At 57.0% G+C, this 14,938-nt stretch carries 13 protein-coding genes; 7 read left to right on the forward strand and 6 right to left on the reverse strand.

Going from position 1 to position 14,938, the window contains the following annotated elements:
- Positions 1-19 precede the first annotated feature (19 nt).
- Positions 20-937 carry a GlxA family transcriptional regulator gene (locus tag ACR0NN_RS06195; protein WP_170723280.1) on the forward strand — a complete coding sequence of 306 codons (918 nt, stop codon included), beginning with the start codon at positions 20-22 and terminating at the stop codon, positions 935-937.
- Here the strand turns inward: ACR0NN_RS06195 and ACR0NN_RS06200 are convergent.
- Positions 934-3,369, reverse strand: coding sequence for a GcvT family protein (locus tag ACR0NN_RS06200; protein ID WP_170723281.1), 2,436 nt, complete (start codon positions 3,367-3,369; stop codon positions 934-936). The genes ACR0NN_RS06195 and ACR0NN_RS06200 overlap by 4 nt on opposite strands.
- Positions 3,370-3,554: 185 nt before the next feature.
- On the opposite strand from ACR0NN_RS06200, the gene ACR0NN_RS06205 reads away from it, so the two are divergent.
- On the forward strand, positions 3,555-5,072 hold the full coding sequence (locus ACR0NN_RS06205) for a trimethylamine methyltransferase family protein (protein ID WP_480684125.1): 1,518 nt from the start codon (positions 3,555-3,557) through the stop codon (positions 5,070-5,072).
- A 14-nt stretch (positions 5,073-5,086) separates the two neighbouring features.
- Here the strand turns inward: ACR0NN_RS06205 and ACR0NN_RS06210 are convergent, their stop codons facing one another.
- Both ACR0NN_RS06210 and ACR0NN_RS06215 read right to left on the reverse strand, forming a co-directional pair.
- On the reverse strand, positions 5,087-6,061 hold the full coding sequence (locus ACR0NN_RS06210) for a LysR family transcriptional regulator (RefSeq protein WP_170723283.1): 975 nt from the start codon (positions 6,059-6,061) through the stop codon (positions 5,087-5,089).
- Between the two features lie 101 nt (positions 6,062-6,162).
- On the reverse strand, positions 6,163-6,849 hold the full coding sequence (locus ACR0NN_RS06215; RefSeq protein ID WP_480684127.1) for a GntR family transcriptional regulator: 687 nt from the start codon (positions 6,847-6,849) through the stop codon (positions 6,163-6,165).
- Positions 6,850-6,951: 102 nt separating this feature from the next.
- Here ACR0NN_RS06215 and ACR0NN_RS06220 point away from each other — a divergent pair, with 102 nt between their 5' ends.
- Genes ACR0NN_RS06220 through ACR0NN_RS06240 form a run of 5 tightly spaced genes read left to right on the forward strand, consistent with a single transcriptional unit; the run spans position 6,952 to position 11,770 of the window.
- Positions 6,952-7,554: an amino acid synthesis family protein gene (locus ACR0NN_RS06220; RefSeq protein WP_170723285.1), complete on the forward strand. Its 603-nt coding sequence runs from the start codon at positions 6,952-6,954 to the stop codon at positions 7,552-7,554.
- Entirely contained in the window at positions 7,526-8,338 is an 813-nt protein-coding gene (locus tag ACR0NN_RS06225; protein WP_170723286.1) for an alpha/beta fold hydrolase, read from the forward strand. The genes ACR0NN_RS06220 and ACR0NN_RS06225 overlap by 29 nt, the downstream gene beginning before the upstream one ends.
- On the forward strand, positions 8,335-9,255 hold the full coding sequence (locus ACR0NN_RS06230) for a flavin reductase (RefSeq protein ID WP_170723287.1): 921 nt from the start codon (positions 8,335-8,337) through the stop codon (positions 9,253-9,255). The genes ACR0NN_RS06225 and ACR0NN_RS06230 overlap by 4 nt, the downstream gene beginning before the upstream one ends.
- Position 9,256: 1 nt before the next feature.
- A complete protein-coding gene (locus ACR0NN_RS06235) occupies positions 9,257-10,294 on the forward strand; it encodes an LLM class flavin-dependent oxidoreductase (protein ID WP_170723288.1) in 1,038 nt (345 codons plus the stop codon).
- 9 nt (positions 10,295-10,303) lie between these two features.
- On the forward strand, positions 10,304-11,770 hold the full coding sequence (locus ACR0NN_RS06240; RefSeq protein ID WP_170723289.1) for an aldehyde dehydrogenase: 1,467 nt from the start codon (positions 10,304-10,306) through the stop codon (positions 11,768-11,770).
- Positions 11,771-11,799: 29 nt separating this feature from the next.
- On the opposite strand, the gene hisD is transcribed toward ACR0NN_RS06240, so the two are convergent.
- Genes hisD through cuyA form a run of 3 tightly spaced genes read right to left on the reverse strand, consistent with a single transcriptional unit; the run spans position 11,800 to position 14,824 of the window.
- Positions 11,800-13,074, reverse strand: a complete 1,275-nt coding sequence (gene hisD, locus ACR0NN_RS06245) for a histidinol dehydrogenase (protein WP_170723290.1) — start codon at positions 13,072-13,074, stop codon at positions 11,800-11,802.
- Positions 13,075-13,082: 8 nt separating this feature from the next.
- Entirely contained in the window at positions 13,083-13,778 is a 696-nt protein-coding gene (cuyB, locus tag ACR0NN_RS06250; protein WP_170723291.1) for a cysteate racemase, read from the reverse strand.
- Between the two features lie 32 nt (positions 13,779-13,810).
- Positions 13,811-14,824 (reverse strand): D-cysteate sulfo-lyase, encoded by a 1,014-nt coding sequence (cuyA, locus tag ACR0NN_RS06255; protein ID WP_170723292.1) that lies wholly within the window; start codon positions 14,822-14,824, stop codon positions 13,811-13,813.
- Positions 14,825-14,938: the final 114 nt, after the last annotated feature.

Consider the following 14,938-nt stretch of genomic DNA (forward strand, 5'->3'; position numbering starts at 1 on the left):
CGTGCAGGATTAGAATAAATTGACTCAGACATATAACTTCTTGCTGTTCGACGGGTTCTCGAACCTGTGCCTTGCCAACATGGTCGAGCCACTGCGCGCGGCGAATACTTTGGCGGGTCAGTATCTATATGCCTGGCAGTTCTATTCGCCGGATGGCGCGCCTGTTCAAAGCTCCAGTGGGCTGCAAGTAGCGCCTCAGGGTGCGATGAGGGATGCGGCGGGTGATGCACTGATCGTCATGCCGTCGTACGGATTTCTGGAGCATTCCGTCTCTGATACGCTGCGTGCTTTGCGTCGGGTCGCTACCCGACATTCCCGACTGGCTGGTCTGGATACCGGAAGCTGGTTGCTTGCGGATGCTGGCCTGCTCGAGGGGTATCGCGCAACCATTCACTGGGATGAACTTTCGCGGTTCGAAGAGGCATTTCCAGATGTCGAGGTGGTTCAAGAACGCTTCGTGATCGATCGTAAGCGCATCACGTGCTCGGGCGCGATGGCGGCATATGATTTGGCCGCCGCGCTGATCCTCGGGGATCATGGGCCATTGCTGTCGATGGAGGTCGCCCATCTTCTGATGAACCGTGGTGAGCCAAACTCTGCTTCGCCGCAGATTAAATCCGAAGACAGGTTGGTGAACCGGGTACTGGCCCTGATGCAGAACACTTTGGACGCCCCCCTTTTGATCAAGGACATCGCGCGACAGCTGGGCTGTTCGCAAAAGACAGTTGAAATTCGCGTGCTGGCCGAGTTGGGCGTAACACCGCAATCGCTCTATCGTCGATTGCGTCTGAACCTTGCGCGTAAGTTGGCCGTCGAAACACAACAATCCGTCGCCGAGATCGCCAGCCGCTGCGGGTACGAAAACCCAAGCGCCATGACGCGGGCGTTTCGGGCGCAGTTCGGGCAACCTCCGACAGCGTTTCGCAACCGAAGTTAGCTGCGCACGCGCGAGAGATCTGGATCATAAGGTGACGGTGCGATCACTTCGACGCTGACCAACTCACCACACAAATCAAGCTGCATCTTGCTCCCAAGCTGCGAAACGTCCGGGTCCACAAACCCATAGGCGAGGTTCGTTCCGGTCCGATGGCCCCAATCGCCCGACGTAATTGTACCAACGACATTGCCCCCCAACATCAACGAAGCACCCCCATGTGCAGGCGCTTTGGCCGTGTCGACCTTCAGGCTCACCAATTTCTTTTGCGGACCGTTTTCTTGGCGTTTCATCAATGCGTCCCGGCCCACGAAATTGCCCTTTTCCAGTTTCACGAACCGATCCAAACCCGTTTCAAACGGATCAAATTCAGTGAGCAGGTCTGCCTTCCAATGCAGGAAGCCCTTTTCCATTCGCATGGAGTCCACGGCACGAGCACCGAATAGCTTCATGCCATAAGCTTCACCCGCCTTTCGCAACGCAAGATAGGCGGAATAGAGCGAAGCATTTGGGACGTGGATCTCAAAAGCCAACTCTCCCGAAAAGCTGATGTTGAGAACAGTTGCCGGTGCGAAACCGACAAAGCACTCGCGCACTGAGAGCCATGGGAAGGCGTCTCGCGACCAATCTCCTCGGGTGCAGGCTGACAGCACGTCGCGGGATTTGGGCCCGGCCAGAATCAATATGGTCTGATCATTGGTGAGCGACCGGATTTGCACATCTTCGCCTTCGCGCAGATGCGCCTGTAACCAGTCCATGTCGTGATACTCACTGGCTGCTGCCGAGCCGTACCAGACCCGCGCCGGGCCGCGATCGCTTGCGGGCAGGTTGGCGATTGTGGCCTCAGCTTTGATCATGCCGTGGTGGTTTAGAAGATAACCAAGGCCAACCCGCCCGTCGCGCTTCGTCACTGCGCCGCACATCATCCGATCCAGAAATGCGTGCCGGTCGGCTCCCGTAATTTCCAACCGATTGAAGCCGTTGACCTCGGCCAGACCGACGTTGCTTTGCAGGCTTCCGATCTCTGCCGCTACGACATCAAAGGTTTCATCAAAATCGAAGCTTAAGGATGGATGAAAGTCCGGCGCGGGTTTGATGTAGTCGACCCGTTCCCAACCGTTGACCACAGTGAACTCGGCCCCTTCGGCGGCGAGTATCGGGGTTAACGGAGTGGTTTTTGCAGGCCGACCAGCGGGCCGGTGTTCGTGTGGAAAATGGAACCGGAACTCGTTCTGATAATCTTCGATGGCTTTCAGTGCGGTCAGTTCCACATTGGTGTGGCCCGTGAACCGGCGCGGATCAAGGCACCAGGTGTCATAGCAGGCTTCGCCGTGAACAATCTGCTGTGCCAGCAACCAGCCATGGCCACCGCCTTCGCCCAGACCCGCGCGCAGGCCGATGATACAGAAGGCGTTGCGTTTGCCAGGGATCGGCCCGACCAAAGGTGCGCCGTCAATTGTGTAAGTAATCGGCCCGTTAACGACGGTGTGGATGCCGACCTCCATTAGCGCGGGCATACGGGCAAATGCGCCTTCCAGCACGTCCGTCACCCGGTCCAGATCATCAGGGCAGAGCGCATTGACAAAGTTCGGGTCAATCCCGTCCATGCCCCAGGTTTTGCAATCCTGTTCGTAGAATCCGACCAGCAACCCGTTCTTTTCCTGTCGGCAGTAATAGTCACTGATCGGGCAGCGCAGCAGGGGCATGCGGTGTCCGGCGTCTCGGATCGCGGCAATCTCTTCGGTCAGGAAATATTGATGCTCCATCGAGGCAACAGGATGATGCACCCCCATCATCGCGCCCACCTCGTTGACCCGATAGCCACAGGCATTGACTACGATATCGCAGTCGATGTCGCCATGTTCCGTGTGCACCGTCCATGTGTCGTCTTTAAGCTGGGTCAGCGCTGTAACCGGAGTATTGCGATAAACTTCCGCCCCGGCCTTTCGTGCACGCCGCGCCAATGCCTGACACAGCTGAGCCGGATCGATGTCGCCATCCAATGGGTCCCAGAGCCCACCCAGCAAGTTTTCCGTCGAAATCAGCGGGTGTCGGCGCGCGCATTCTTCGGCATCGATAACTTCAAAATGCACATCCATGCCGCGCGCCATTGAGGCAAAGTGGTGATACCCCTGCATCTGCTCAGGCGTATTGGCAAGTCGGATTCCTCCATCTCCGTGGTGGTAGTTGATCGGATAATCCGGATCTTCAGCCAGTTCCTTGTACAGGTTGATCGAGTGGGTCTTTAGCCCGACCATGGTCTGGTTCATGCCGAAATTGGTAACCTGCGCAGCCGAATGCCAGGTTGTACCGCTGGTCAACTCATTGCGCTCGACCAGTACCACATCGCTCCATCCTTCTCGGGTCAGATGGTACAATGTCGAACAACCGGCGATACCGCCGCCAATGACGACAACCTTGGTGCGCGATTTCATGAAGAATCCTCCGGCTCGTTTGCATGGGATTAGCCTGCTCCACGCAGCCGACCACAAGGGGCGATGCATTAGTGGCAACTTATCAAAAATAAAAACTCAATATCTCGTATTAAATCGATTGCGATTGAAACCCTCATTGGGCGTTCGATTGTATTGGCAAGCCAGATACGGTTGGAGGATCACAAATGGCGGCGCCGCAGGCGAAACGATCCGGTCGAAAGGTGCGCATTGCACAGCGGGCCAAGAAGCCCGCGCTTGACCCTTGCCCACCCGGTCAGCCCGGTGGCACCTACAAGCCGCTGACAGAATTTGAGCTTGAGCGTATTTACGGCACAGCGCTGGACCTGCTTGAGAAGCTCGGGATCGGCGAGGTGCCGGATCGCCTGCGCGACGATCTGCTGGCGGTTGGGGCGCAGGAGAGTAGGGAAAGAAGGATGGTATTCCCGCCTCAGCTTGTTGAGCAGGCCATTGATCAGGCCGCTAAAACATTCGTTCTGCATGGGCGAGATCCAGCCCGATCTATCGAAGTTGGTGGCAACCGTGTCTATTTCGGAACCGGAGGGGCGGCGGTTCAAACGCTTGATCTGCAAAGTGGCCTCTATCGGCCCTCTACCTTGCAAGACCTGCATGATTTCACCCGTCTTCAAGACGTATTGCAAAATGTCAGCTGGTTCACTCGCTGTTGTGTAGCAACGGACCTAGAAGAACCGATCGATCTGGATGTGAACACCGTTTATGCGCTGTTGAAAAACACCACTAAACCCACGGCAACGTCGTTCACAATAGCTGAGCATGTTGCGCCGATTGTCGATATGCTTGACATCGCCGCCGGAGGACCCGGTGAATTCGCAAGGCGCCCCTTCATGAAGACACATATCAGCCCCGTGATCTCTCCGATGCGATATGGCGAGGATGCGGTGGATGTGGTCTATGCCTGCATCGAACATAATATCCCGATCTCTTGTATCACCGCCGCGCAGGCTGGCGCGACTGCCCCTGCGACATTGGCGGGTTTCTTGGCACAGTCTTTGGCCGAAACATTGGCCAGTCTGGTGATGGTCCACGCAATTCAGCCCGGGTTTCCAATGGTCTTTTCCAACTGGCCTTTGGTCATTGACCTTCGAACCGGCGCATTCTCGGGCGGCAGCGGAGAGACTGCGGTGCTGAACGCTGCATCCGCCCAGTTGTCCAACTGGCTTGGGCTGCCCTCGGGTGTGGCGTGTTCCATGAGTGACGCCAAAGCCATCGACGCACAATACGGGATGGAAAAGGGCCTGACCTCAATGGCGGCAGCGCTGGCAGGTGGCAATTTGATCTACGAAAGCTCAGGCATGACAGCATCATTGCTGGGGGCAAGTTTCGAGGCATTTGTTTTGGATGATGAGATGCACTCTCATACCTACCGCGCGTTGCGAGGCATTGAAGTGACAGACGACAATCTGGGCTTTGATGCGATCTGCGAAGCGGTGCTGGGCGAAGGGCATTTTCTGGGCGGTCAGCATACCTTTGCTGCCATGGAGCGGGATTACTTCTATCCTTCGCTTGCGGACAGGGATGAGCCCCGAACCTGGGCAGAAAACGGTGGGCAGGATGCCTGGACCCGCGCACGCCATCGGGCCCAAGAAATTTTGCAAACGCATACGCCTGCGTATTTAACCGATGAACAGGACCGACAAATCCGGGATCGCTTCAACATTCTTTGAAAGCTGACCGATTGCTACTCGACCAACTTGAAACTGTCCGCAAGCCACGGAATATCAGCGTGCAGCGGGGCGATGATACGGTCACTGATCAGAGATCGGGTTTTGGTATCAACAAGCTCGATCACCGACCTTGAACAATCCGGCGTCGCGACCAACGCCAGAGTACGAGCAAAGCTTTTACCCGGAAACGGATGCACGCGCAGCTTTGATTGAAAACGTTTTGCCCGAGAGTACAGCAGCGGAGTTGTGATGGTCCATCCTGCCCCGGCAGACACCATCGACATCATCGTCTGGTTATTGCTGCATTCGAATCTTTGAGAGGCTGAAATCCCCATCCGGCGCAGTTGCGATTCGATCTGGCGCGCGATGTACAAGTTGCTTGAGTATCGCAAGAAGGGCAGCTTGGTTCGCCCCTCTACAATATCTGCCAGCGACTCGTCGCTCACCTTGGGCAATGCGATGACGAACGGATCGCGCAGCAAGGGACGATCTTGCAGGTCACGCATGCGTTCACTGGGCGTGGTGGAAATTCCCAAATCCAACTGCCGGTCACGCAGCATGTCGATGATTGCGTGGCTGGAATCCGTGTGGAACATGAAATCGCAGGCAGGCATGCTTGCGAACAGATAGACCGCAAGCTCGGGAATGATGTCGCTGTCGAAATCCTCGATCGTACCAAAACGCAGGTAACTGGCCTCGGTTATGCTGCCAGCGGATGCCTCGGCCTTGGCTTTTCGGATCAGGTGCAGTGCATCATCAATATTGCGCAGGAAGGCCCTGCCTTTCGGGGTTGGAACCATTGGCCTGCGCGTGTGATTGAACAACTCAACGCCCAGATGATCTTCGAGATTGCGCAGGTGATGCGACACGGTGCTAATCGTCAGACCGGTTTCTTTTGAGGCCGCTTGTAGCGATCCTTTCTGCGCGCATATCTGAAACAGCTCCAGCCATTTGAGGCTGAGGTCCTTCGGAGCAGGGTGACGCGGCATATAAGTTCTTTCTCAGTATCAGGGGCGTTTCCCGTCAACTTACGTAAATGTTGAGAACTTTGATAATAGAAACTCGGAATTCTCAACCAATCGCCGACTATTCAGGCCTCAGAGTTCTCCAAAAAGCCGCGCGCGGTTTGTGCTGCGTCTGCGATATGGCTCTCTACCGCTTGCCGCGCATTGGTCGGATCACCGCTGAGGATGGCATCATGGATGGCGGTCATGTGGCTCATCCCCGAGCGCTCTCGATTTTGGGCAGCAAGAGTCAACGCGCGCAGGCGGCTGATCCGGCCGTTCAGGCGTTGCACGATATCCCAGGCGATGCTGTGCCCAGCCTGTTGAAAAATCAATTCATAGAAACGGGTTGTGGCCTGCAGCAGGTTCGACCATTCAGTATCGTTTTGTGCAGCGCCCACTGCCTTAAGCGCCCGACCCAGATCTTTTTCGAACCCTTTTTCGTACGTTTGTGCACAGGACGCGGCGGCTGAGCCCTCTAATTGTAGGCGTATCTCGTAGATTTGCCGCGCTTGATCCCAACTAAGTGTCGCGACGATCGGCCCACGATTAGGGATAATCTCAACCAACCCTTCGGCTTCCAGAAACCGTATTGTCTCACGTATGACGGTGCGGCTGACGCCCAGTTGATCGCAAAGCGGGCGTTCGACCAGCCGCTCGCCCGGGGCAAAATGCCCGGCAATGATCGCTTCGCGCAGGCGTGCCTGCACAATATCCCGCAAGGTTTGCGGGGCTTTTTCAATCCTTTGCAGGGCGGGGTCAGTGTTTGTCATCAACGCTTTCATATCTCCAGCATTGGTTGGGAACAAGTATGATTGACTTATGGTATGATGGTATACCATATTCTTGATTGAAAGTTCTCCAAAGGAATCGCAATGCCCGCCGAAATTCGAAAAACGCTTTTGTATGTCGAAGACACTCTGATCGAGGGTGGCAAGGTTGCGGACACACCGCTGAAACTGATTGCTGCAATGGCGGTCCTTCGGAACCCGTGGGCTGCTCAGGGGTTTGTCGAAGATCTCGGCCCAGCAATCCGAGATTGCGCACCCGGTCTGGGCGAGTTGCTGACCGGGATGATACTTGATGCGGCAGGTGGCGGTGACAGGGTAGAGGCCTATGGCAAATCCGCGATTGTTGGCCTGAACGGCGAGGTCGAGCATGCATCGGCCTTGATCCATACGCTGCATTTCGGGAATCACTATCGAAAAGCAGTGGGTGCTAAGTCCTACCTTTCATTCTGCAATACGCGCGGCCCGGCCAATGCACCGCTGCTGATCCCGCTAATGGATAAGCATGATGGTGGGCGTCGCTCTCACTACCTTACGATCCAAACCTCGGTTGCGGATGCACCTGCGGCGGATGAGATCCTGATTGCTCTGGGCGCATCGATCGGCGGGCGCCCCCACCATCGGATCGGGGATCGCTATCAAGACATCAAGGAATTGGGCCATGACGTTGAGAACCCTGCGGCTGTCTAAGTCCGGCCAAACAGTTGCGTTCCGAGAAGCGGGCAACGGGCCTCCTGTTCTAATGATCCATGGCGTTGGATTGCAATCCGCGGCTTGGGGGCCTCAGTTCTATGCATTGAGCAGACATTACCATGTGATCGCAGTTGACTTGCCAGGACATGGAGGGAGCGACCCCCTGCCATCCGGGAGCCAACTGCCGGACTTTGTCGACTGGCTGCATGATGTGGTCCACGCCCTGAACCTGGGTCCCGTCGCGCTCATCGGTCATTCGATGGGGTCGTTGATTGCTGCAGGTTTTGCGGTGGAATTCCCAAGTGAAACCACCCGCGTCGCCCTGTTGAATGGCGTTTATTGCCGCGATGCCTCCGCGCGCGCAGCAGTTGTCAAACGCGCCACCGATATCTGCGCGGGTCAGATCGATCTGGAAACACCTTTATCACGCTGGTTTGGAGACGCCCCACGCGAACGCGCCGCCCGCGCGCAGGTTGCGGAATGGCTTAGTGCGGTAGATCACGAAGGCTATGCCATCGCCTATACTGCTTTTGCGCAAGGCGATGCGACTTACGCCAGCAAGATGAACCGGATTTCGTGTCCGTTTCTTGCATTTACCGGTGATGGAGATCCGAATTCCACCCCAGCGATGTCAGAAGCAATGGCCGCTGTCGTTCAGAATGGTCGGGCTGTTGTGGTCCAGGGCCATCGGCATATGGTGAACCTGACCGCACCCGAACTGGTAACGGCGCATCTGGTTGAATGGCTCGGCCAGCTAGCCGAAGAAAGGATCGCGCAATGAGCTCAATTGATCCCCGCGCGTTGCGCAATGCATTCGGTGTGTTCATGACAGGTGTAACGGTGGTGACGTCGCATGATGCCCAAGGTCATCCGATCGGATTTACCGCGAATTCTTTCAGTTCTGTTTCGCTTGACCCGCCGCTTGTTCTGGTTTGCCTCGCCAACAGTTCAAAGAACTATGATGCACTGATTGCCGCCGACGGGTTTGCCGTAAATATCCTCTCAGAAACTCAGATCGAAGTGTCCAATACATTCGCCCGGCCTGTCGAAGACCGGTTTGCAAGCGTCAAATGGCGACAAGGGCCGGCAGGGTCACCACTGATCGACGGCTCGTCGGCCTGGTTCGACTGTGCCATGCACAAAACGGTTGAGGCCGGAGATCACGTGATCCTGATCGGCGAGGTCAAAGCCTTTGACAACACTCCATCGCCTGGCCTTGGATACGTCCGCGGGGCTTATCTGACACCAGCAACGGCCGCAGGTGCCTTGACACAGGATACCGGCCTGATCGTCTCAGCATTGATCGAGCGCGCCGGCGAGGTGCTGCTGATCGATGTCGGTGAAGGTGCGTTTGCATTGCCCGATGCAAAGGTCGGATCAGAGGGCGTATCAGCGGCGTTGAGCAAGCTGATCGAGTCCACCGGTCTGACCGCAGAACCCGGCTTTGTTTATTCGGTCTACGAGGATGCAGAGAAAAGGCGTCAACACATCGCGTTCCTGTGTCAAGCCGCCGATGGTGAGCCCACGAGCGGCACATTTGTCCCGCTCGACGTAACATCCTTTTGCGCAGTATCCGACAAAGCGACCCGAACCATGCTTGAACGATTGTCCGAGGAAAACCGGTTGGGAGATTTCGGCATTTATTACGGCGACAAAAACAGCGGCGAAGTTCGCCCCGTCACACGAGGAGGTCACTGACATGCGGTTTTCGCTTTTCGTTCACATGGAGCGCACCTCACCCGATCAGGACCAGCAGGAACTGTATGAGAGCTTTGTCGCCCTGGCCAAGATTGCTGACGCGGGTGGCATGCATGCGGTCTGGACGGGCGAACATCACGGGATGGATTTCACCATTTCGCCGAATCCGTTTCTGAACCTGATTGATCTGGCGCGCCAAACAACCAATGTGCGGCTGGGAACCGGTACCATTATCGCCCCATTCTGGCACCCGATCCGGCTGGCCGGAGAGGCCGCGATGACCGACATGATCACGAATGGTCGTCTGGATCTGGGCATCGCGCGCGGCGCGTACAGCTATGAATACGAGCGGATGGTGCCGGGTCTGGATGCATGGGAGGCTGGTCAGCGCATGCGCGAGCTTGTTCCGGCGGTGCGCGGCCTTTGGGAAGGTAACTATGCGCTCGAGGGGGAATTTCATTCGTTTCCGGCCACCACATCTTCGCCCAAGCCCCTACAACAAAACGGGCCCCCAATCTGGGTCGCTGCGCGCGATCCCAACAGTCATGAGTTTGCGGTCTCGAACGGTTGCCATGTACAGGTCACTCCACTGTGGCAGGGTGATGAAGAGATCACTCGGTTGATGGATACGTTCAACGCCGCCTGCGCCAAATTCCCGAACGTTCCACGCCCTGAAATCATGCTGCTGAACCATACTTATATTGCCGCGGATGAAGCAGATGCCCACCGTGCGGCCGAAGAGATCAACCGCTTTTATTGCTATTTCGGTGCGTGGTTTAAAAACGAGCGCCCTGTGTCGCAGGGTCTGATCCAGACGCTGAGCGATGAAGACATCGCCAACCACCCCTTCTATTCGCCCGAGGCGATGATCCGGGATAACGTAATCGCCACGCCTGACAAAGCAATCGAACGCATCAAGGGCTATCGCAATCTTGGATATGACGAATATTCTTTCTGGATCGACAGCGGGATGAGCTTTGAGCGCAAGAAAGCCTCGCTTGAGCGTTTCATTGCGGACGTCATGCCCGCCTTCGCCTGAGGAGAGACTATGCGGCAGTTTCAGCACTATATCGGCGGCGCGTTTTCGGATGGGGCTGCTCAGTTCGACAGCATCGATCCAGCGACGGGTACCGCATGGGCGAAGATGCCCGAAGCAAGAACCGACGATGTGAATGCCGCGGTCAACGCCGCACGTTCGGCACTGACCGCGCCCGAATGGGCGAATATGACGGCGACGGCGCGTGGCAAGCTGCTGTATCGGCTGGCCGATCTGGTGGCCGAGAACGCTCAGACCCTAGCCGAACTTGAAACGCGCGATACCGGCAAAATCATACGCGAAACATCCGCTCAGATCGCGTATGTTGCGGATTATTATCGCTATTATGCAGGGCTGGCGGACAAGATCGAAGGGGCATACTTGCCGATCGACAAGCCGGATATGGAAGTTTGGCTGCGCCGCGAACCGGTCGGCGTGGTGGCCGCAGTGGTGCCATGGAATTCGCAACTGTTCCTGTCTGCCGTCAAGATTGGACCCGCGTTGGCCGCGGGCTGTACGGTTGTCCTGAAAGCCTCGGAAGACGGCCCGGCCCCGATGTTGGAGTTTGCGCGTATCTTCGATCAGGCAGGCTTTCCACCTGGAGTTTTGAATGTCATCACCGGCTTTGGGCCGGAATGCGGAGCTGTTCTGACCAGCCATCCGGATGTCGATCATGTCGCCTTCACCGGCGGTCCGGATACGGCGCGGCACATCGTGCGCAACTCGGCGGAAAACCTTGCGTCGACGTCGCTGGAACTGGGTGGAAAATCCCCGTTCATTGTTTTCGAAGATGCCCATATCGAAAGTGCCGTGAACGCTCAGATATCGGGAATCTTCGCCGCGACCGGTCAAAGCTGCGTCGCTGGATCGCGGCTGGTGATCGCCGACAAGATCAAGAACGAGTTTCTGACCCGGCTTACGGAAAAAGCGGGTGAGATCGTGATCGGTGCGCCTGACGACCCCCAGACAGAGGTCGGACCGCTGTGTACCCAAGCCCAGTTGGCGACGGCCACGGAACTGGTTGCAGAATCTATCGCTGCGGGAGCCAACGTGATAATCGGCGGACAGCCTTTGGGCCGCGACGGGAATTATTTCCCACCAACCATCATCGATTGCACGGATGCGCCAGATGCGCCTTGCCTGACGCGTGAAGCCTTTGGCCCGATCCTTTCGGTTGCCAGTTTCAAAACTGAAGCGCAGGCGGTTCAGATCGCCAATGACACTGCATTTGGACTGGCGTCTGGTGTCTTTACCAAAGACCTGACCCGTGCCCATCGCATGATCCGGAACCTGCGGGCAGGGATCGTATGGGTTAACACCTATCGGGCGGTCAGTCCGATTGCTCCGTTCGGCGGCCATGGACTATCTGGACACGGGCGCGAGGGGGGTTTACAGGCGGCGCTAGATTACACGCGGGTCAAGTCGGTCTGGCTTCGTACCAGCGACGACCCGATCCCCGATCCATTCGTTATGCGGTGAAACCAGCTTTTTTCAACTGTTGTCCAAGATTAGCACACTTTGGACAACCGCATCTCTGCCGCACGCGCGTGGCCTTCCATGCCTTCCATGCGGCTAATCCTGGCGGTGCGTTCTGCAAGCTCATACGAAGCTTGTGGGGTGCAGCGCTGCCATGTCACCGTTTTGGTGAACTTGTGCACGGACAATCCGCCGGTATATCGGGCCGCCCCGCTTGTTGGCAAGACATGATTTGGCCCAGAGGTCTTGTCACCGAATGGAACCGTTGTCTCGGCACCCAGAAACAGTGACCCGTAGGCTGACAGCCGATTTAGCCACCAATCCAAGTCTTCAGCGATCACCTGCAGATGCTCGGGCGCGTAGTCATCGGCCACTTTTGCGGCCTCTTCGCGCGTATCGCAGAGGATGACCTCGGCCCGGTCGCGCCATGCTGTGCGTGCCGCTGTGGCGTTCGGCTCGGGGAGCATATTGATCAGCGCATCAGCCCGCGCAATGACACCTTGGGCGAGCGTTTTGTCGGTGCTGACCAACCAGACCGGGCTATCAACGCCGTGCTCAGCCTGGCTAACCAGATCCCAGGCGACGGTTTCGATCGAAGCGGTATGATCTGCAATGACAAGCGAATCCGTGGGGCCGGCAAACATATCAATGCCGACCTTGCCGAACAGCATACGTTTGGCTTCAGCGACGTAGGAGTTTCCGGGGCCCACAAGAATGTCGGCAGGGCGCGCACCGAACATACCGTGGGCCATCGCGGCAATCCCTTGTACGCCTCCCAGGTTCAGGATCAGGTCCGCGCCACTTAGGTCCATCGCATAGATGATTGCATCAGGGATGCCTGTGCTGGGACGCGGGGGTGAAACCGCAGTGATATGGGGCACACCGGCCACTTTCGCCGTTGTGATCGTCATCAACGCACTTGCGATGTGGCTATATCGACCGCCGGGAACATAACACCCAGCGCTGGAGACGGGGATCTGCTTTTGTCCTGCAAGCAGCCCCGGTATTACCTCGATTTCGCACTCGCTGATTGTTGTCATCTGCGCTTCGGCAAAGCGTCGGATGTTTGCATGGGCAAAGCGAATATCGTCTTTGACTTGTTTAGGCACGCGCGCACAGGCGGCCTGGCGTTCTTCATCAGACAGAACGAAGTCTCCGTTCCAGCCATCGAGCTTTCCGGCATAGCGTCGAACGGCATCTTCGCCCTCACGCTCGATATTGGACAGCATGATCGCGACGATATCGCGGATGTCCGAATTCTCGGCATCGGGGCGGGGCAGGGCGGTTTTCAGATATGTGACGGCCATGGGTAACCTCAACGCGTCAGAGAATGTGTGTGGATGGCGTCAGCCAGAACGTCAACCGTGTCGATGATTGGAACGGTTTGGGGCAAGTCGCGGGTTAGCAGAGAGAACTCGGAACAGGCCACAAACAAAAGCTTGGCACCCTGCGCCGATAGCGCTTTTGCTGCGTCAGAAATTGTGCGAAGCGCTGTGCCGGTCGGCCCCTGCGCCTTGATATGCCGGATCGTGCCGAGCATTCGGTCTTCATCCTCGGGCCACACCGGCTCAAACCCCGCGTGATTAAGTGAAGAGTTGAATATGCCCACCCTGCGCAGCGCTGGTGACGCCAGGATTCCGACCCGACTGCCGGCAGGCAAGTGTAGTGCCGCTTGTTCTACGGACAGGTCGACCATATTCAGAAATGGGATCGCGACGGCCTCTTCGATTTGCTCCGCATAGTGATGAGCCGTGTTGCAGGGCATGGCCAGAGCAGTTGCCCCAGATTGTTCAAGCCCACGGGCCATTTCGGCCAGAACCGGCCCCGGATCAGCCCCAGTACCTTCGATCAAATGTGCGATGCGGGAAGGCACCTGTGGATTCATGTCGATCAGCAACGGCAAGTGATCAGCGTCGTCTTTCGCCTGAACAGTGGCGAGAACGCGCTGCTGCAACAGGATCGTCGCCTCAGGGCCCATCCCGCCCAATATGCCGGTTACGCGCGGTTTCATGCAAAGACCTGCTGTTTGCTCTCGCTACTGCTTTACAGATTGACCCAGCGATCAGCGTGATCGAAGGCGAAATCATAGCCGAACAGACCGACCGAGCCACCAGTATGCAGGAACACGACCCGCTCATCCTTGAATGTGCCTTTGCGCGCCAGATCAATCAAACCTGCGGCTCCTTTTGCGGAATAAACTGGGTCGAGCAGAATCCCTTCAAGCTCGGCGAACATGCGGATGGCTTCAATCCCGCTTTCTGTTGGCAGGCCATAGCCGTCGCCGACATAATCGGTGTTAGCCATCACATCTTCGCGCTCCACCACGCCCGGGCAACCGAGTTTCTCGGCGGTTTTACAGGCCAGATCATAGACCATCTGCTCTTGCTTTGGTTGCGGTGCGCGGGTGCCGATGCCCAGCACCGGAATTCCTGTGTTCATGGCGCAAAGCCCTGTAACCAGCCCGGCCTGAGTCCCCGACGAGCCTGTGGCATGCACCACGCGGTCGATCTTTAGGTCGGCATTGTTTGCCTGGCTCACCAACTCCAAAGCGCAATTCACATAACCAAGCGCACCTGTCGGGTTCGATCCTCCGCCGGGGATCACATAGACATTGTGGCCTTCTGCGCGCTTTTTCTCGGCTGCCCGCTCCATCTCGGCAGGCATGTCGTGGCCACCGGGAAATTTCTCGGTGGTTGCACCATGCAGGTGGTCCAGAAGGACGTTGCCGTTGTTGTTGTAATTGGAGTTGTTATAGCTTGTTCGGTCTTCCAGAAGGATGTGGCACTTCAGGCCTAGCCGTGCGGCGAAAGCGGCGGTTTGTCGGGCGTGGTTCGATTGGGTCGCACCTTGGGTCATCACCATGTCCGCGCCCTGAGCCTGTGCTTCTCCGAACAGGAACTCCAGCTTGCGGGTCTTGTTGCCCCCCGTCGACATACCTGTGCAGTCGTCTCGCTTGATCCACAAATCAATACCCAGCGCCTCGGACAGGCGATCCATCCGTTCGAGCGGTGTGGGCAGATGGGCAAGAAAAACGCGCGGGAATCGAGAAAGATGCATCAAGCTATCCTGATCTGGACCCGGCACTTGGTTCAAGACCGACGCGTTATCCCTGGCTGGGCACAACGCGGGTTGCCGGGCTGGTTTCTGGTTTCGGAATGCCGCCTGAAGTCA

The sequence above is a fragment of the Ruegeria sp. BA2 genome, assembly GCF_056539605.1.